Annotated in this window: 20 protein-coding genes and 1 other RNA gene; 16 read left to right on the top strand and 5 right to left on the bottom strand. The window is 59.3% G+C overall.

Features of this window, described 5'->3' with window-relative positions:
• Positions 1-112: 112 nt before the first annotated feature.
• Positions 113-1,123: a type I glyceraldehyde-3-phosphate dehydrogenase gene (gene gap, locus EXN68_RS14405; protein WP_142841544.1), complete on the bottom strand. Its 1,011-nt coding sequence runs from the start codon at positions 1,121-1,123 to the stop codon at positions 113-115.
• Positions 1,124-1,185: 62 nt separating this feature from the next.
• Positions 1,186-3,168: a transketolase gene (tkt, locus tag EXN68_RS14400; RefSeq protein WP_142841543.1), complete on the bottom strand. Its 1,983-nt coding sequence runs from the start codon at positions 3,166-3,168 to the stop codon at positions 1,186-1,188.
• A 325-nt stretch (positions 3,169-3,493) separates the two neighbouring features.
• On the opposite strand from tkt, the gene EXN68_RS14395 reads away from it, so the two are divergent.
• The 7 genes from EXN68_RS14395 to EXN68_RS14360 all read left to right on the top strand — a co-directional run bounded on the left by EXN68_RS14395 (position 3,494) and on the right by EXN68_RS14360 (position 8,358).
• A complete protein-coding gene (locus EXN68_RS14395; protein WP_142841542.1) occupies positions 3,494-3,766 on the top strand; it encodes a DUF4164 domain-containing protein in 273 nt (90 codons plus the stop codon).
• 10 nt (positions 3,767-3,776) lie between these two features.
• Positions 3,777-4,154, top strand: a complete 378-nt coding sequence (locus EXN68_RS14390) for a cell division protein ZapA (protein ID WP_142841541.1) — start codon at positions 3,777-3,779, stop codon at positions 4,152-4,154.
• A gap of 78 nt (positions 4,155-4,232) precedes the next feature.
• A non-coding RNA gene (gene ssrS / locus EXN68_RS14385) (6S RNA) lies at positions 4,233-4,391 on the top strand.
• A gap of 230 nt (positions 4,392-4,621) precedes the next feature.
• Positions 4,622-5,884, top strand: a complete 1,263-nt coding sequence (locus EXN68_RS14375; protein ID WP_046799910.1) for a hemolysin family protein — start codon at positions 4,622-4,624, stop codon at positions 5,882-5,884.
• Positions 5,884-6,501, top strand: a complete 618-nt coding sequence (locus tag EXN68_RS14370; protein ID WP_142841540.1) for a 5-formyltetrahydrofolate cyclo-ligase — start codon at positions 5,884-5,886, stop codon at positions 6,499-6,501. Before EXN68_RS14375 ends, EXN68_RS14370 begins: the two co-directional genes overlap by 1 nt.
• A gap of 70 nt (positions 6,502-6,571) precedes the next feature.
• Complete coding sequence (locus tag EXN68_RS14365; protein WP_142841539.1) at positions 6,572-7,396, top strand: TIGR00282 family metallophosphoesterase; 825 nt, start codon at positions 6,572-6,574, stop codon at positions 7,394-7,396.
• A 119-nt stretch (positions 7,397-7,515) separates the two neighbouring features.
• A complete protein-coding gene (locus EXN68_RS14360) occupies positions 7,516-8,358 on the top strand; it encodes an MBL fold metallo-hydrolase (RefSeq protein WP_142841538.1) in 843 nt (280 codons plus the stop codon).
• Positions 8,359-8,423: 65 nt separating this feature from the next.
• Here the strand turns inward: EXN68_RS14360 and EXN68_RS14355 are convergent, their stop codons facing one another.
• Complete coding sequence (locus tag EXN68_RS14355; RefSeq protein WP_142841537.1) at positions 8,424-8,927, bottom strand: pyridoxamine 5'-phosphate oxidase family protein; 504 nt, start codon at positions 8,925-8,927, stop codon at positions 8,424-8,426.
• Positions 8,928-9,125: 198 nt separating this feature from the next.
• On the opposite strand from EXN68_RS14355, the gene EXN68_RS14350 reads away from it, so the two are divergent.
• Positions 9,126-9,872, top strand: a complete 747-nt coding sequence (locus EXN68_RS14350; RefSeq protein WP_003497595.1) for a YebC/PmpR family DNA-binding transcriptional regulator — start codon at positions 9,126-9,128, stop codon at positions 9,870-9,872.
• 57 nt (positions 9,873-9,929) lie between these two features.
• Here the strand turns inward: EXN68_RS14350 and EXN68_RS14345 are convergent, their stop codons facing one another.
• Positions 9,930-10,931, bottom strand: a complete 1,002-nt coding sequence (locus EXN68_RS14345; RefSeq protein WP_142841536.1) for an LLM class flavin-dependent oxidoreductase — start codon at positions 10,929-10,931, stop codon at positions 9,930-9,932.
• Between the two features lie 127 nt (positions 10,932-11,058).
• Positions 11,059-13,368 carry a methyl-accepting chemotaxis protein gene (locus tag EXN68_RS14340; RefSeq protein WP_142841535.1) on the bottom strand — a complete coding sequence of 770 codons (2,310 nt, stop codon included), beginning with the start codon at positions 13,366-13,368 and terminating at the stop codon, positions 11,059-11,061.
• Positions 13,369-13,618: 250 nt separating this feature from the next.
• Here EXN68_RS14340 and ruvC point away from each other — a divergent pair, with 250 nt between their 5' ends.
• From ruvC to ybgC, 8 genes are all read left to right on the top strand, one after another.
• On the top strand, positions 13,619-14,131 hold the full coding sequence (gene ruvC, locus EXN68_RS14335; protein WP_003523217.1) for a crossover junction endodeoxyribonuclease RuvC: 513 nt from the start codon (positions 13,619-13,621) through the stop codon (positions 14,129-14,131).
• A 28-nt stretch (positions 14,132-14,159) separates the two neighbouring features.
• On the top strand, positions 14,160-14,777 hold the full coding sequence (ruvA, locus tag EXN68_RS14330; protein ID WP_046799902.1) for a Holliday junction branch migration protein RuvA: 618 nt from the start codon (positions 14,160-14,162) through the stop codon (positions 14,775-14,777).
• Between the two features lie 128 nt (positions 14,778-14,905).
• Positions 14,906-15,946 carry a Holliday junction branch migration DNA helicase RuvB gene (gene ruvB, locus EXN68_RS14325; RefSeq protein WP_065117401.1) on the top strand — a complete coding sequence of 347 codons (1,041 nt, stop codon included), beginning with the start codon at positions 14,906-14,908 and terminating at the stop codon, positions 15,944-15,946.
• A gap of 53 nt (positions 15,947-15,999) precedes the next feature.
• Positions 16,000-16,155, top strand: coding sequence for a hypervirulence associated TUDOR domain-containing protein (locus EXN68_RS14320; RefSeq protein WP_309546938.1), 156 nt, complete (start codon positions 16,000-16,002; stop codon positions 16,153-16,155).
• 98 nt (positions 16,156-16,253) lie between these two features.
• Positions 16,254-16,832 (top strand): DinB family protein, encoded by a 579-nt coding sequence (locus EXN68_RS14315; protein WP_142841534.1) that lies wholly within the window; start codon positions 16,254-16,256, stop codon positions 16,830-16,832.
• Entirely contained in the window at positions 16,832-17,359 is a 528-nt protein-coding gene (locus EXN68_RS14310) for an NUDIX hydrolase (protein ID WP_142841533.1), read from the top strand. Before EXN68_RS14315 ends, EXN68_RS14310 begins: the two co-directional genes overlap by 1 nt.
• On the top strand, positions 17,356-17,892 hold the full coding sequence (locus tag EXN68_RS14305; protein WP_142841532.1) for an NUDIX hydrolase: 537 nt from the start codon (positions 17,356-17,358) through the stop codon (positions 17,890-17,892). The genes EXN68_RS14310 and EXN68_RS14305 overlap by 4 nt, the downstream gene beginning before the upstream one ends.
• Positions 17,889-18,329: a tol-pal system-associated acyl-CoA thioesterase gene (gene ybgC, locus EXN68_RS14300; RefSeq protein ID WP_045019133.1), complete on the top strand. Its 441-nt coding sequence runs from the start codon at positions 17,889-17,891 to the stop codon at positions 18,327-18,329. The genes EXN68_RS14305 and ybgC overlap by 4 nt, the downstream gene beginning before the upstream one ends.
• Positions 18,330-18,361 lie beyond the last annotated feature (32 nt).

Raw genomic sequence — 18,361 nt, 5'->3', positions numbered from 1 at the left:
GCCTTGCTTCAGGATCGGCGCCGGCGGGATCCCTCAATCCCGCCGGCTTTTTTTCGGCAAACAAAAACCGGCAGGATTGCTCCTGCCGGTCTTTTGATGGAGCGATTTATGCTCAGATGGTCTTCGCGAAGGCGACGGCGGTGTCCGACATGCGGTTGGAGAAGCCCCACTCATTGTCGTACCAGGACAGAACGCGCACGAACCGGCCTTCCATGACCTTGGTCTGGTCGATCGCGAAGATCGACGAATGGCTGTCATGGTTGAAGTCGCGGGAAACCAGCGGCTCTTCGGTGTAGCCGAGAATGCCCTTCAGCTTGCCGTTGGAAGCGGACTTGATCGCTTCGTTGACTTCTTCAACCGTCGTGTCGCGCTTGGCGATGAACTTGAAGTCGACGACCGAAACATTCGGGGTCGGAACGCGGATCGACGTGCCGTCCAACTTGCCCTTGAGGTGCGGCAGAACGAGGCCAACGGCCTTGGCTGCGCCCGTCGAGGTCGGGATCATGGACAGGGCTGCGGCGCGGGCGCGGTACAGATCCTTGTGCATGGTGTCGAGCGTCGGCTGGTCGCCCGTGTAGGAGTGGATCGTGGTCATGAAGCCATGATCGATGCCGACGACGTCATCGAGAACCTTCACGACCGGCACGAGGCAGTTGGTGGTGCAGGACGCGTTGGAAATGACCAGATGGTCCTTCGTCAGTTGGTCGTTGTTGACGCCGAAAACGACCGTCAGGTCTGCGCCGTCAGCCGGAGCCGAAACGATGACGCGCTTTGCGCCGGCCGTCAGGTGAGCGGCAGCCTTGTCGCGGGCGGTGAAGATGCCCGTGCATTCCAGCGCGATGTCGACGCCGAGTTCCTTGTGCGGCAGCGTTGCCGGATCGCGAACGGCCGTCACCTTGATCGGCTTGCCGCCGCCAACGATGATCGTGTCGCCTTCGACCTTCACATCGGCCGGGAACTTGCCGTGGATCGAATCGTAGCGCAGCAGGTGAGCGTTGGTCTCCACCGGGCCGAGGTCGTTAATGGCAACGACTTCGATATCGGTGCGGCCGGATTCGACGATGGCACGCAGAACGTTGCGGCCGATGCGGCCGAAGCCGTTAATGGCAACTTTTACAGTCATTTACAGTCTCCCGAACAAGAATGGGCGTGGTCTTTGCTGAATGGTGAGGGCCTGGGAAGCCCTCACGCAAGTTTTGCCTCGACTGCGGCGACGACGGCTTCCGCCGTGATGCCGAAGTGCTTGAAGAGATCCTTCGCCGGCGCGGACGCACCGAAGGAATGCATGCCAACGAAAGCGCCGTCGGAGCCGATGAAATAATCCCAGCCCTGGCGGATGGCGGCTTCGACCGCGATCTTGACCGGAGCCTTGCCGATGATGGCGTTGCGATAGGTTTCAGGCTGTTCCTTGAAAAGCTCGAAGCAGGGAACGGAAACGACACGGACGGAAACACCGTTGTCCTTCAGCGTTGCGGCGGCCTTCAGCGCCACTTCGACTTCCGAACCGGATGCGAAGATCGAAACCTTGGCGTCGCTGGCGGAAACGAGTTCGTAAGCGCCGTAAGCGGACAGGTTCTTCTCTTCATATTCCTTGCGCGAGGGGGCAAGGTTCTGGCGGGTAAGCGCCAGCGCGGAAGGACGATGCTTCTGTTCCAGCGCGAGCTGCCAGCATTCCGCCGTTTCGGTTTCATCCGCAGGGCGGAAGACGAGCAGGTTCGGAATGGCACGAAGGGCTGCGATCTGCTCGACCGGCTGGTGGGTCGGGCCGTCTTCACCGACGCCGATGGAATCATGCGTCAGAACGTGGACGACACGGATGCCCATGAGCGCTGCAAGGCGGATCGACGGACGGCAATAATCCGAGAAGATCAGGAAGCCGCCGGCATAGGGGATGAGACCGCCATGCAGCGCGATGCCGTTCATCGCCGCCGCCATGCCGTGCTCGCGGATGCCGTAATGCAGATAACGGCCGGAGAAATCCGTCGGCGTGATGGACTTCATCTGGCTGGTCTTGGTGTTGTTGGACGGCGTCAGGTCAGCCGAACCGCCGACCATTTCCGGCAGGACGCCGTTGATGACTTCGAGCGAATCTTCCGAAGCTTTGCGCGTCGCGACGGTCGGGTTGTTCTCGATGATCTTCTTCTTGAAGGCATCGATGGCGCTGTCGAAATTGCCGGGCAGGTCGCCGGCGAAGCGGCGCTTGAATTCGGCCTTCTTGCCGGCTTCAGCGGCTTCAAGGCGGGCTTCCCAGTCCTGGCGGGTCTTGGTGGAGCGCAGGCCCGCAAGACGCCATGCATCCAGCACGTCTTCCGGAACGACGAAGGCTTCCGCTTCCCAGTTCAGATGCTTGCGGGTGGCGGCGATTTCTTCGGCGCCGAGCGGGTTGCCATGAACCTTGTGGGTGCCCTGCTTGTTGGGTGCGCCGAAGCCGATGACGGTCTTGCAGGCGATGAAGGTCGGGCGGTCGGATTTCTGCGCGGCTTCGATGGCGGCGGCAATCGCGTCCGGATCGTGGCCATCAACGCGGATGGTGTTCCAGTGAACGGCCTGGAAGCGGGCGATCTGGTCGGTGCTGTCGGAGAGGCCGACTTCGCCGTCGATGGTGATGTTGTTGTCATCCCAGAACAGAACGAGCTTGTTGAGCTTCAGGTGGCCGGCAAGTGCGATGGCTTCGTGGCTGATGCCTTCCATGAGGCAGCCGTCGCCGCACAGGACATAGGTGAAGTGGCTCTGCAGGTCGGAGCCGAATTCCTCTTCCAGCTTGCGTTCGGCAATCGCCATGCCGACGGCGTTCGCGATGCCCTGGCCGAGCGGACCGGTCGTGGTTTCGATGCCGGTCGCATGGCCATATTCGGGATGGCCGGCGGTCTTGGAACCGAACTGACGGAAACGCTTGATCTCGTCGATCGTCATGTCCTCGTAGCCCGTCAGATAGAGCAGCGAGTAAAGAAGCATCGAGCCATGACCTGCCGACAGCACGAAGCGGTCGCGATCCGCCCAGAGCGGTGCCTTGGGATCGAATTTCAGGTAACGGGTGAAGAGAACGGTGGCGACATCAGCGGCGCCCATCGGCAGACCGGGATGGCCGGAATTGGCCTTCTCCACTGCATCCATGGCAAGAAATCGGATCGCATTTGCCATCCGGTTGTGTTTGTCGCGAGAAATCATGGCTTTTCCGTCTGTTTCCGGGTGAAAGGAGATAGTTTTACGCAACTATCCAAAAAGCGGGTTGATCCATAGCAGGTGAGGCCGGCAAGTCAATAAATCCACGGGCGTTTGCGGTTCGCTGAGGGAGAAAAAATCGTTTAGAAAATCGGGCATCCTGACAAAATCCATGCGATATGCGCTGCCGCCTCTTCGTTCATCCACAGAGCAAAACGTCTCAATGCACTGGTTTGATTGACGGGATGGTAAATCGGGTAATAACCTCGTGATTGTTGAAAAGGCCTGAAACCGGACGATTCGGCCGGTGGCGTGCGAGTTGGAAAAAACGATGTCGGCTGACAAGACCGTACAATCTGCGCTGACGGAGCTGAATGCTGCCATCACAAATCTCGAAAATGCCATCGATATGCGTATCGAGCGGCAAAGGGAGACGGGCGAGATCGATAATGAGGTCAAACGGGTCCATGTCGACCGCGCCAGGCTGGCGCAGGAGCTGGACCAGGCCGAGTTTCGCGCCAACCGTCTTGAAGAAGTCAACCGCGAGGTTTCCCGCCGTCTGGTGACGGCGATGGAAACGATCCGCGCGGTGCTGGATCGATAGGAGCGGTTTCATGGCGCAAGTCACTGTTATGATCGACGGCAAGGCCTATCGCATGGCATGCGAGGCGGGGCAGGAAGATCACCTGACCGACCTTGCCACGCGTTTTGACCGTTATGTCGGGCACCTCAAGAGCCAGTTCGGTGAAATCGGCGATCTCAGGCTCACCGTCATGGCCGGCATCATGGTGATGGACGAGCTTTCCGAAATCAACCGCAAGCTCGAGAAGCTGGAAGGCGAAGTCACCTCCCTTTCCCGCAACCGCGACGGCATGGCCGAGCACAGGGCGAAATCGGACGAGATGGTGGCGCTTGCCATCGGCGATCTGGCCGATCGCCTCAACGGAATAACCGACAAACTGCTGGCCCGGCCAAAGCCGGCGGCACATTGATTGGCTGAGGAGTTCTGAGGCGGCAAAATTTCACACCGCCCCTCTGGCGGTTTTCCCCGATCCGTCCTATATCTTGGATGCGTTCTGCGCTTCCCGACAGGAACCACAATCCCTGGGGCCATACTCGATCCAAAGGGAGCTGTCCCTGGCCAGTCCCGTGGGGCTGGACACACGGTGCCCACCTACTTTTGTAGGCACCCAGGATCGTAAATCTCCATCGGTCGCCGTGGATCGCGCTTGAAGTTTCGGGTCAACCCCGGTTCTTCACCTGATTATTTTATCGTCGACAGTTATTTTTAACTACTGCCGGGAACGGCTTTTTTATAGTGCCGTCATTGCAATGGCGGAACAATTCCCTATTATCCGGATTGGTATGTCTGTCATGCCCTTTTATAAAAAGGGCGCTGCGGCCAAAACCGCGACGTGCCGTTCAACAGCCCAAAGAGCTAAACTTGTTTACTGAAATTATGATCGTGGTCCTGCTCACCGTATTGAACGGTGTGCTTGCCATGTCCGAGCTTGCCGTTGTCTCCTCCAGACCGGCGAGGCTCAAGGTGCTTGCCGCGCAAGGCAGCAGAGGCGCCACCATGGCGCTCGGCCTTTCCGAAAATCCCGGACGCTTCCTTTCCACGGTGCAGATCGGCATCACGCTGGTCGGCGTTCTGTCCGGTGCGTTTTCCGGCGCCACACTCGGCGCCCGGTTCACTGCATGGCTTCTGGAGCAGGGCGTTCCCGATCGTGCCGCCGATGCGATCGGTGTCGGTTCGGTGGTTGTCGCCATTACCTATCTGTCGCTGATCGTCGGCGAGCTGGTGCCCAAGCAGATCGCGCTGCGCGATCCCGAAAAGGTTGCCGCCCGCGTCGCGCCAACCATGGTGATGCTGTCGCGGGTCGGCGCGCCGCTGGTATGGCTGCTCGACAAGTCGGGCAAGGCCGTCCTCGCCCTTCTCGGCCATAGCGGCGAGTCCAACGCCTCGGTGACCGACGACGAAATTCGCACGGTTCTTGCCGAGGCCCATAGCGCCGGCGTGATCGAAACCGAGGAATCGGCGATGATCACCAGCGTCATGCGTCTTGCCGACCGCAATGCGCGTGGCCTGATGACGCCGCGCCGTGACGTGGAAGTGGTCGATATCGAAGACAGCGCGGAAGAAATCCGCGAGCAGCTTCGCGGCACCCAGCGTTCGCGCCTGCCGGTGCGCAACGGCGCTTCCGATGAAATTCTCGGCGTGCTTTTCGCCAAGGACGCCTTTGATGCGCTGGCCTCCGGCAAGGAGCTCGATGTGCGCGAGCTTCTGCGCGAAGTTCCTGTCGTCTCGGATCTGACGAGCGCGGTGGATGTCATCCAGTCATTGCGTCGTTCGACCGTGCATATGGTGCTGGTCTACGACGAATACGGCCATTTCGAAGGTATCGTCAGCTCCGGCGACGTTCTGGAGGCCATCACCGGCGCGTTCCAGGAAGATAACGACGAGGAGCCGGCAATGGTCGAGCGCGAGGACGGTTCATTCCTCGTCGCCGGCTGGATGCCGGCCGATGAATTCGCTTACCGCATGGGGTTCCAGATCGACGAGGACGCCGAGTTCGAGACCGTTGCCGGTCTTGTGCTGGATGAGTTCCGTCGTCTGCCGGAACTGGGCGAGCACATCACCCGCAACGGCTGGCGTTTCGAAGTCATCGACCTCGACGGCCATCGTATCGACAAGGTGCTTGTGAGCCGGGCCGCCTGATGTCTGGCGACATTGCCGAAAAAGCAAGACTGCGCGGCGAAAGGCTTGCCGCGCGCGATGCGCTGACGCAGGCCGAGCGGCAGGAAAAAAGCCAGGCGCTGACCGCCCATGGCGCATCCGCCATCTCGTTTGTGCCGGGCGCGATCATTTCCGGTTTCATGCCGATCCGTTCCGAGGCCGATATCCGGCCGCTGATGGAGGCGCTGCGGGCAAGGGGCGGGCACCTTGCGCTTCCCGTGGTACTGGACCGCGAAACCATCGTTTTCCGCGCCTTCGACGCGGATACCACACTGGTGAAGACCGGCTTCGGCACGACCGGACCGGGGGTCGATGCGGATGTTCTCGATCCGGATATTCTGCTCGTGCCGCTGTCTGTTTTCGACGGGCAGGGTCAGCGTATCGGTTATGGCGCGGGCCACTATGACCGCGCCATTGCACGATTGCATGGCAAGGGTCGGAGCCCCGTTCTCATCGGTGTCGCCTTTGATTGTCAGGAAGTACCGTCGGTGCCGGCGGAGCCGCATGACGTGCCGCTTGATGCAATTCTGACGGAGAGCGGCCTGCGCTGGTTTTCCGAACGGCGGTTGACGCCCGATCAGGGGCAAACGGCGCTTTAGCACTTTTTAAAACACGGATTACCCGCTAGAGGGACGCAATCCAAAGAACATACGCAAAACGGGGCGGTGAATGAGACTTCTTTTTCTCGGAGATATGGTGGGCAAGACCGGACGCACGGCGGTCTGGGACAGGTTGCCGGGACTGATTTCCGATCTGAAGCTCGATTTCGTCATCGTCAACGGTGAAAACGCCGCCGGCGGTTTCGGCATCACCGAGGATATCTATCTCGAGACCATCAATGCCGGCGCCGATGTGGTAACGACAGGCAACCATGTCTGGGACCAGAAGGAGGCGGTTTCCTTCTGTGAGCGCCACGACCAGTTCCTGCGGCCCGCCAATTATCCCGATGGTACGCCTGGCAAGGGCTCAGGCATTTTTTACGCCCGTAACGGCGCTCGTATCCTCGTCGCCAACATTATGGGGCGGGTGTTCATGCATCCGGAACTTGATGATCCCTTCAAGTCCGCCGAGGCTATTCTTGCCGCCTGCCCGCTGAAAGAGCAGGCCGACGCCATCATTTTCGATTTTCATGCCGAGGCGACCAGCGAAAAACAGTGTTTTGGTCATTTCGTCGACGGCCGCGCAAGCTTCGTTGTCGGCACCCATACGCATGTTCCGACGGCGGATGCGCAAATCCTCAATGGCGGCACCGCCTATATGTCGGATGCCGGCATGTGCGGTGATTATGACAGCTCGCTCGGCATGGAGAAGGAAGAGCCGATCAACCGCTTCATCTCCAAGATGCCGAAGGGGCGCTTCGAGGCGGCAAGCGGGCCTGCGACCATCTGCGGTGTCGGTGTCGAGATTTCCGACCGCACCGGACTGGCTGAGAAGATTGCGCCGCTGCGCATCGGACCGCGGCTGGCCGAAACCTTACCGTCTTTCTGGGCCTAACCTTCCTTCGGCGGCAATGCTCACAATGACGAGATTGTGAGCATTCTCGCCGCTCTTGCAACTGGACGGCTTGCAAAACCTGTCTCATCCTCTGCGCATCGCAAGTTCAGGGGAGTGGCATGATGCTGCGTGTGCTAATGCTTGCAATAACGGGATTGCTCACCTGCGCGGGAGCGGCCTTCGCCCAGACGGAAAGTCGCCCGCCCGTCAGCCAGTGCCAGGCGATTGCCCGCAATATTCCCGGTGTGATGTTCGCCAGTTTCAATCCACCCGGCGTTCAACTTGCCCAGGCCGCTTCCCGGGAAGAGGTGAAGATCAGCTTCATCGGCCATTCCACCTATCTTATCGAAAGCCCCGGTGGGGTGACGATTGCCACCGACTATAATGGCGTCTATCGCCCGCCCGTCACCCCGACGGTGGTGACGATGAATAGGGCGCATTCGACTCATTTCACCCTAAACCCGGATCCGGCGATTCAATACGTGCTGCATGGATGGAGTGATACGCCGGGAGAAAAGGCCGAACACAGGGTTCTGGTGGGAGATGTCTATATCCGGAATGTCGCGACCGATATCCGCAACCGCTGGGGTGACTACGAATCCTTCCAGGAGAACGGCAATTCCATCTTCATTTTCGAAATTGCAGGACTGTGTATAGGCCATCTCGGCCACCTGCATCACGAATTGACAGACACGCATTATGCCGAAATAGGCCGTCTGGATGTGTTGATGGTGCCGGTGGATGGCGGCCTGACCATGGGGGCCGACAGCATGAGCCGGGTGGTGAAACGCCTGCGCTCCGCGCTTATCCTGCCGATGCACCGCACCGGGCCGCCGCTCGAACAGTTTCTGACGATGTTCGGCGAAAGTTTCCAGATTGCTTATGCCGCCGATCCGGTGATCCGCGTTTCAATGAGAAACCTTCCCCGCCAACCGCAGATACTGGTGCCGAAAGGCATGTAGCAGGCGGTGGGCGAGGAAGGCCGGGGGAGCCCGGAAAATCAGGAGCTAGAACCCAGGCAAAGGTATCAGGCAAAGGTGAGGTGCTGGCGGACGCCGACGTCAGGTGTCTTGTCATCCGACATGTTGGCCTTGGCGATTTCCCAGCCGAATTTCAGCGTGCTGTCGGTTGACGCCCAGATATCGGCATCATCGACGTGAAGTGCCAGCATCGTCAGCAGCGGGTCGGCCTTGCCATGTTCGAACCAGGCGGCGGTGACGGAATTCCAGTATTCGTCGATCTTCGCCCTGTCGTCACGCGCTTCCAGAATGCCGGAGAGGCAGGCGTGATAATCATGGTCCTTGCCGACGAGGCAGAAATGCGCACGCGAGCCCGACTTCAGCGATTTTACGAGATCGGTGTCTTTTTTGGAGAAAAACCAGATGGTGTTGGTTTTCGGGTCAGCATGAGGCGCCATGGGCTGCATGTGGTTGTGCAGTCCCTCTAGACCGAGCATGCCGGCATGGACGGAATTGATCTCGTCCCAGAGCTGGCGGGCAGGGGCTTCTCTTGCTTCAGTCAGGCTGACCATATGTTTTCTCCTTCCGGTCTGTTTTGCTGCGACGGAGAGAAATCCATGCCTCATCTGCCGCGTTCATGATCAAAACGAGAAGCGGATAAATCAGTTCCTTCTATTGTTCACGGAAGAGAAAGCGCTTGCGGGGTTGAACGGCGGGCGTATCGCACTTATAAGGCCCGCAATCTCCAAATTAAGACAATCAGGTTTTCCATGGCTGGTCATTCACAGTTCAAGAACATCATGCACCGCAAGGGCAAGCAGGACTCCGTACGGTCCAAAATGTTTTCCAAGCTTGCGCGTGAAATCACCGTTGCGGCAAAGGCGGGCATGCCCGACCCGAACATGAACGCGCGCCTGCGTCTGGCAATCCAGAACGCCAAAGCCCAGTCCATGCCGAAGGACAATATCGAGCGCGCGATCAAGAAAGCTTCCGGTGCTGACAGTGAAAACTACGATGAAGTCCGTTACGAGGGTTACGGCCCGGGTGGCGTCGCCGTCGTCGTCGAGGCTCTGACCGACAACCGCAACCGCACTGCCTCCAACGTACGCTCCATCTTCACCAAGGCTGGTGGCGCACTCGGTGAAACCGGCTCGGTCTCCTTCTCCTTCGACCGCGTTGGCGAAATTACCTATAAGGCGGAAGTGGGAGATGCCGACAAGGTCATGGAAGCGGCCATCGAAGCGGGCGCTGACGATGTCGAATCCTCCGAAGACGGCCACACCATCATCTGCGGTTTCGAAGCGATGAACGAGGTTTCCAAGGCGTTGGAAGGCGTGCTTGGCGAGGCCGAAAGCGTCAAGGCCATCTGGAAGCCGCAGAACACGGTGCCGGTGGATGAAGAAAAGGCGCAGTCGCTGATGAAGCTCATCGACAATCTCGAAGACGATGACGACGTGCAGAGCGTCTATTCCAACTTCGAGGTTTCCGAAGAAATTCTCGCCAAGCTTTCCGCCTGACGTTTCATGATCTTAAAGAAAAGCCCCGGCAGCGATATCGCTCCGGGGCTTTTTTATTCAGGCGGCCTTCCTGATGGAACTCCGCACATCGGCGAAAATTTCCACGGAACGCAGCCGTTTTTCGATGTCATGGATCGGCATCGATACGATCAGTTCGTCTGCCTGCGTTTCGGCAAGGAAACCACCGAGATGGCGCTCGATCGTTTCCGGCGAGCCGACTGCGGCGAAACGCAAAGTGTGTTCCACCGAGAAGCGTTCCATCTCGTTCCAGTAATCGTCCATGCTGTGCACCGGCTTCGGGAACGGGGTGCGGACATTGCGGCGCAGATTGACGAATTGCTGCTGTGATGAGGTGAAGAGATGCTGTGCCTCCTCATCCGTCTCGGCGCCGACACCCATCACACCCACCATCACATAGGGCTTGTCCAGTACCTCCGAGGGCTGGAAGCGCTCGCGATAGATATGGATCGCCTCCATCAGCATGTCGGGGGCAAAATGCGATGCGAAGGAATAGGGCAGGCCAAGTGCCGCGGCGAGATGCGCGCTATAGGTGCTGGAGCCGAGCAGCCAGAGCGGCACGTTGGAATTCATGCCCGGCACGGCAAGGATCGCCTGATCCTGCTGCGGCGGGCCGAGGTAACGCTGCAACTCGATGATGTCCTGCGGGAAGTTTTCCGCACCGGCATCGAGATTGCGGCGCAGTGCCCGTGCCGTGCGCATGTCGGTTCCGGGCGCGCGGCCAAGACCGAGATCGACCCGGCCGGGCAGCAGCGCCGCTAGCGTGCCGAACTGCTCGGCAATGACGAGAGGGGAATGGTTGGGCAGCATGATACCGCCGGAGCCGACACGGATATGTTTCGTGGCCGCCCCCACATGGGCGATGACGAGCGATGTCGCGGCGCTGGCAATGCCCGGCATGCCATGGTGTTCCGCCAGCCAGATGCGGTTATAGCCATGGTCTTCGGCCTTGATTGCCATGCGGCGGGAATTTTCAAGCGCCGCGCTGACGCTCTCGCCTTCGCCGATGGGCGAAAGGTCGAGAATGGAAAAGGGGATCATCCGACGCTCCTGCGTAAATTCAAATCTTTGCTGCGGATGTAAGGCGCGTGTCCCGATTTACCATAGAAGTCGCATAGAATTGATGGATGGTTCAAAAAAATTGGGGCCTCCGAAGAGGCCCCCATATTCAGCCGGTCCGCCGGAATTGAGGGGTTTTGCCGTGTGCCGCTGCTTGCCCGTCAGTGGCCAGCACAAATTGTCCGAGCCTGCCGTCCATCTCGCCCGCTTCGGAGGCGAGGTTATGAATGGCGGCCGTCGTTTCCTCCACCATGGCGGCATTTTGCTGCGTCATGGTGTCGAGGCTGGTGACGGTGCCATTGATTTCCGCAAGCGTTTGCGCTTCCTCGCGGGTCGATTCCATGATCTCCTCGATGCGGGAGCTGATGGTCTGCACATGCTTGCCGATGCCGGTGAGTGACGCGCCCGCCTTTTCGACTAAGACAACCCCTGCGGATACCTCGTCGGTGGAGCGTTTCAGCAGACTGGAGATTTCCTTGGCGGCAGCGGCCGAACGCTGCGCCAGTTCACGCACTTCCTGCGCCACAACCGCAAACCCCCTGCCGGCGTCGCCAGCGCGGGCGGCTTCCACACCCGCATTCAAAGCAAGAAGGTTGGTCTGGAAAGCGATTTCATCGATGACGCCAATGATCTGGTTGATCTGGCGCGATGAGGTCTGGATCGCCTCCATGGCGGCGATGGTCTGCTCCATCACGCGGCTGGATGCTGTCGCCTCCGTGCTCGCGTCATGGGCGATACGCGTTGCCTGTTCTGCACGTTCGATCTGATCGCGGACGGCCTCGGTGATGGCCTTGATGGCGCTTGCAGTCTCGGTAATGGAGGCCGCCTGCCGCTCGGTGCGTTCCGCCAGCTGGTCGGCACCCACCCGCATTTCTTCGGAACCGCCACGAACGGCGGTGGAATTGCCGCCGATGGCCTGCATGGTCTCGCTGAGCCGGGCAAGCGCCGTATTGAAGTTGTGGCGCAGGCTTTCGAGATCCTCGGGGAATACTGTGTCGATGCGATAAGCAAGATTGCCATTCGCCAGCCGGTCCAAGCCTTCGTCCAGAGACTGCACGACCATCTGCAGGGTTCCGGCTTCGGCTTCGCGCTCGGCAAGATGGGCGCGGCGGGCGGTTTCGGCTTCCTCCCGGGTGCGCGATGCGGTCTCTTCCATCTCCCGCTGCAGAATAAGCTTTTCACGGAAACTGCCGAGCGCCCGCGCCATGCGGCCGATCTCGTCCTTCCGGTCCTGATTGCCGATCTCAGTATCGAGACGACCTGCCGCCACTTCGCCAGTCAGACCGGCGAGCTTTTCCAGCGGGGCGAACAGGCGCCGTGCGAAAAAGGCCGTTGCCGCACACATGGCGGCCAGAACGCAAAGGCCGATCACGGCAAGTGTGCCGGCAATCGAGATGGAACCCGCATTCAGTTCGCTGCGCAACATGCTTTCGACGGCGAGATATTTTTCACCTGCAAAGGAGAAGGGGCGGGCATAGGCATTGGCCTCGCCATCCGGGCGGTCGATCTTGGCAATCGTCATGCCGGCGGCGTTCAGCGCCTGTCCATGGAACCCGTAGATTGCCGGGTCGAGACCGATGAGCTTTTCGCCCTGTACGCCCAGAACCTTGCCGTCCGCCGAAATGATTGCCGATTGTTCGGAACTGCCGGCCGCGATGCCCTTTGCGAGTATCTGGCTGAACACGTCTTCCTTGACACGGAAGAGGACGATGCCCTTGAAGGCACCGAATTTGACGACCGGAACGCCGAAATAAATGCCGGCCTCCTTTGTTGCCGTGTCTATGCGCAGGCCGGAGAAACTGGTCTGCGCAATGTCGTTGACGGCTTTCTCGGCATTCGCGGCACCGCGTGCAAATGCCGCGCCAAGACCACTTTCCGTCCAGACGCCGCCGGTTACGGTTTCCGCAAAGGCCGTTCCCTTCAGATAAGAGTAATAGACCGTGCCGGCCGGATCGATGAAAAGGACGTCGCTGAACGGCGTTCCCTGCAGATATCCGCCGATATCCGTCTGGGTCTTTTCATGGGTCGAATAATAAAAGCCGCTTGGGTTTTCCGGCTTGATCAGCTTTTCCTTTTCGCCGAATGGATTTTCCTTGACGAAGACGCGCTGCAGTTCCGCTTTTGCGTCACCGGAATTCTTCTGTACGGTCGCCCAGCCGCTGCGCATGGAAACAACAGCCATTTGCAGCGCTTCGATCTTGGCGATGGAGTCCGCCTGCGTCTTCAGCTGTTCAAGGCGTTCCTGAAGCATGTCGCCGCGGAAGACGAGAATGCTCTCCATCGATTTCGACGCCTGTTCTTCGAGAACGCCACTGCTGCTTTGATAACCGAGAAGTGTCAGAGCCCCGGTGGATACCGCCATCAGCGCCAGGAAAATCACCAGCACTTTGGTGGATATGGAATGAAAACGGTTCAGCATGGCCGAAGCAGCCCCCAATGCCGGATCAGTTCCCGCGCCATGCATGGATGGCGCCATCGGACGGCTGATATGGCGAAAATACTGTGCTGCGGATCATCATGTCCGCAGCTCCCCTTTTTTTTGGTTTTGTGGGGGAACAATGCGGTACGCGGTTTAAGCAGAGGTAAATGCTGTGTTGCAAATTTGATCAATGTTGTCGTTTTGTTCACTTATCGCTGGCAGGGTCGCAACCGGAAAGATAAGGTAACTCATGCAAAAGACGATTCGAATCATCGGCATCGACCCCGGACTGCGGCGCACCGGCTGGGGTGTGATTGACACCCTCGGCAACAGCCTGCGGTTTGTCGCTTCCGGCACGGTAACGTCGGACGGCGATATGGACCTTGCCTCCCGGCTCTGCCAGTTGCATGACGGGCTGGCGGACATCGTGCACAGCCATCAGCCCGATGAGGCGGCGGTGGAGCAGACCTTCGTGAACAAGGATGCGGTGGCCACGCTGAAACTCGGTCAGGCGCGCGGCATTGCCATGCTGGTTCCGGCACGGGCAGGATTGCCGGTCTTCGAATATGCGCCGAATGCGGTCAAGAAAGCGGTTATCGGCGTCGGGCACGGCGAAAAGCAGCAAATTCACATGATGCTGAAAATCCTGATGCCGAAGGCCGAATTCAAGGGTAACGATGCGGCGGACGCGCTCGCCATCGCCATCTGCCACGCCCATAATCGCGGTGGTGACAGGATGCGGCGGCTCCTGGCGGCCGGTTGAATATAGGTCTCATTGAGCGGGCGGCATCATGATCGGAAAATTGAAGGGCAGCATCGAGGAAATCGGCGCGGATTACGTGCTGGTGGATGTGCATGGCGTTTGTTACGTCGCCTATTGTTCGGCGCGGACACTGTCGAAAATCGGCTCCGTCGGAGAGGCGGTGGTGCTGTTCATCGAGACATATGTGCGCGAGGACCAGCTTAAGCTGTTCGGATTCCTCTCCGCACTGGAGCGGGAATGGTTCAACCTGCTGCAGAGTGTGCAGGGAGTGGGCTCAAAAGTGGCGCTGGCCGTCTTGTCCACCCTGTCGCCTTCCGAGCTCGCCAATGCCATAGCACTTCAGGACAAGGTAATGATTTCGCGTGCGCCCGGCGTGGGGCCGAAAGTGGCGGTTCGCCTCGTGACGGAACTTCGCAACAAGGCGCCCGCTTTCGCTGGGGATGCTTCGGCGTCCATCGGGCTCAAGCAGGAACTTGGGGAAGGCGTTGCCTCCGCGCCGGTTGCCGATGCGGTCTCCGCGCTCACCAATCTCGGCTATTCCCGTGATCAGGCCGCCAATGCGGTTGCCGCCGCGCTGAAGAATGGCGGTGAGGGCGGCGATAGCGCCAAGCTGATCCGGCTGGGGCTGAAGGAACTTTCGCGGTAAGACTGGCTTGGCAGGCGGGCGTGGAGCGCAGGCCTATCCTGAATTTCGTGAAGCGCCTTGTTGCGATACTCATGATATAGCGGCGACGGTTACCTGATGAATTCGGCTATAACAATGGAATGCCCTGAATGAGCGATGCGGAGAGACTGATTACCCCGGAAAAGCGCGGTGAGGATATCGACACCACGCTACGCCCGCAGTCGCTGGACGATTTTACCGGCCAGGCAGAGGCCCGCGCCAATCTCAAGGTGTTTATCGAGGCCGCCAAGAACCGGGGCGAGGCGCTCGATCACGTGCTGTTCGTCGGCCCTCCCGGTCTCGGCAAGACGACGCTGGCGCAGATCATGGCCAAGGAGCTCGGCGTCAACTTCAAATCCACGTCAGGGCCGGTCATTGCCAAGGCGGGTGATCTTGCCGCACTTCTCACCAATCTCGAGGAGCGCGATGTCCTCTTCATCGACGAAATTCACCGCCTCAACCCAGCGGTGGAAGAAATCCTCTACCCCGCCATGGAGGATTTCCAGCTCGATCTCATCATCGGCGAGGGGCCGGCGGCGCGCTCGGTGAAGATCGACCTTTCCAAATTCACCCTTGTTGCCGCCACGACCCGCCTCGGCCTGCTGACGACACCGCTTCGCGACCGTTTCGGCATTCCCGTCCGGCTGGCCTTCTACACGGTCGATGAGCTGGAACTGATCGTCCGGCGCGGGGCGCGGCTGATGGGGCTCAATATGACCGATGGCGGTGCGCGGGAAATCGCAAGGCGCGCGCGGGGCACGCCGCGCATTGCCGGTCGGCTTTTGCGCCGCGTGCGCGATTTCGCTGAAGTGGCGCGGGCCGAAGCCGTTACCCGCGAGATTGCCGACGAGGCTTTGACGCGGCTCCTGGTCGACAATATGGGCCTCGACCAGCTGGATATGCGTTATCTCACCATGATTGCCGTCAATTTCGGCGGCGGCCCGGTCGGCATCGAAACCATCGCCGCGGGCCTCTCGGAGCCACGCGATGCCATTGAGGACATTATCGAACCCTACATGATCCAGCAGGGTTTCATCCAGCGTACGCCACGCGGGCGTATTTTGACTGCAACCGCCTGGAAACATCTTGGCATGCAGCCGCCGAAGGATCTCGAGGCCGCGCAGTTCCGGCTGACGCTGGAAGACGATTGAGGGAACAAGCCCCGGCGAGCTGGCATTTGACCATCTTTGGTAAGGAGATGATCATGTCGGCATTTCGCAAGGGAACGAAAGTTCGCTGGAACTGGGGTAACGGAACCGGTGAAGGTAAGATTGTCGAGACCTTCACGGATGATGTCGAGCGCACAATCGCCGGCTCCAGGATCAAGCGGAAGGCGAGCAAGGACGAGCCCGCTTTCTGATCGAACAGAAAGACGGCGCAAAGGTTCTGAAAAGCCGATCGGAGCTTGAGCGGGCCGATTGAACAGCGCCGCCATCCGGCGGTCACGGAGGGACGCTGATGCCTTACGATCCGCTGCGGATTTTCCGCAAACTCGCTCGCAACAACCGGTTGGCCAATTTTCGACTGCATCAGGCCTGTCTTCGGCTTTCGCAGGAAGCGTTCATCGCTCCGCGCGTCAGTTTTTTCCCCACTCTAAGGGCGACGCTGAACCACATCTACACCGTCGACCGCTTCTATATCGATGCCCTGCAGGGTGGAACGCTTGGTCTGGCCGCCTTTGCCGAAGAGGAGCCCTTCTCCACCATGGCGGAACTGCACACCGCCCAGACGGAACTTGACGAGGTACTGATCGCCTTTGTCGACGGTTTGGATGAAGACGGCCTCGCGGCCACGGTCAATATCCATCGTGGCGCGCGTATCCAGCAGGATCGTTGCGACGATGTCCTCTCCCATCTCTTCCAGCACCAGACGCATCATCGCGGGCAGGCGCACGCCATGCTGTCCGGCACGGCGATAAAGCCGCCGCAACTGGATGAATTCATTGTGGGGGATGATGCAAAGGCGAGAAAAGAAGAGATGGATGCGTTAGGGTGGGCGGAAGATGATTTGATGTTTCCAGCCCACAGGCCAGCATGATGACGCATGATAACAAAAACCAGGACACTCGCATCCGGATGAAATTCAAGCCGAAGCGCATCTTCCAGATGCGCGTTGCGGGTCTGGCGTTTCGTGATGGCCATGTGCTGGTGCATCGGGCGTCGCATGAAAAATTCTGGACCTTTCCGGGCGGTCGCGCCGAAATGGGCGAACGCTCCGAGGAAACGCTGGCGCGTGAAATGGTGGAGGAGCTTGGCGTCGAGGCCAAGGTGGGGCGGCTTCTCTGGGCGGTCGAAAACTTCTTCCTTTATGAAGGCAAGGACTGGCACGAACTCGGTTTTTATTACCTGATGGACCTGCCGGAGACGCTGGCCTTTCATCCGACAGACATCATCCACCGGGTTCAGGATGGTGACAACGAACTGGAGTTCCGCTGGGTCGCGGCAACGCGTGAGGCGTTGACGGAACTGGATATTCCGCCCTATTTCATCGCCGACGAAATAGAACACCTGCCGCAGACCACAAGACACCTCGTCTGGCATGACGGCGATCTGGACGATAAATGACTTTTGCCCCCGAACGCCATATGATCCGGCTGGACCGCAAGCCGCAGCTTTTCAGCATGCGCGTGGCGGCGTTGATCTTCCAGAATGGCCATGTTCTCGTTCAGCGCGGCACAACGGACAGTTACTGGGCCCTGCCGGGCGGACGGGCGGAAATCGGCGAAAGCTCCGAAGAAACCATTATCCGCGAAATCGGCGAGGAGCTTGAGCGAGATTGTTCGGTCGAACGCCTTTTATGGTCCGCCGAGAATTTTTTTGCTTACGGCGATTATGCCGCGCATGAGCTGGCGTTTTATTATCTGGTGTCGCTTCGCCAGGCGTTTCCCTTTCATGAAAGCGATATCGTTCACCGGGTGCTGGATGGTATCGAGGTGGAGTTCCGCTGGTTGCGTGCACAATCCTCCACTCTGCTGGAGCACGATCTCAGACCCCGTTTTATTGCAGACCGCATTGAGGTGCTGCCTCCGCGCCACGAACATCTCATCGTCCGCGAAGGTGGTATCGATGCGGACGCACTTACCAAGGAGACATTATGAGCGAGCTTGTGGTTTCGCTTTCCGGCGAACTCATCGAACATGGGCACCGCCTGACACAACGCGTCTATTACGAGGACACGGATTTTTCCGGCCTCGTTTATCACGCGCGCTACCTGCATTTTCTCGAGCGCGGCCGTACCGATTACCTGCGTTGCCTCGGCTGCGAGCAGAGCGCGCTTTTGACCGCTGACGAGGAGGGCCTTGTCTTCGTCGTTCATCGCATGGAGATCGATTTCAAGACCCCGGCGCGGATGGATGATGTCTTGACGATCACCACGGTGACCGAAAAGGCCGGCGGCGCAAAAATGGTGCTCAATCAGGAAATCCGGCGTGGTGAAACCCTGCTGGTCGCCGCCAAGGTCATCATCGCCGTCATCAATGCCAATGGCCGGCCAAGGCGTCTTCCGGAGACGGTTGCGGAAAAATTCCTGAAGTAATTGGCGGCCGGGTTCAGTAAATCCACCCGGCG

Origin of the sequence: Martinezella rhizogenes, from assembly GCF_007002745.1 — a bacterium.
Taxonomy (GTDB): Bacteria; Pseudomonadota; Alphaproteobacteria; order Rhizobiales; family Rhizobiaceae; genus Agrobacterium; species Agrobacterium cucumeris.
Note: the sequence above shows the minus strand (reverse complement) of the source record. Positions and strands in the feature narration are given on the sequence as shown.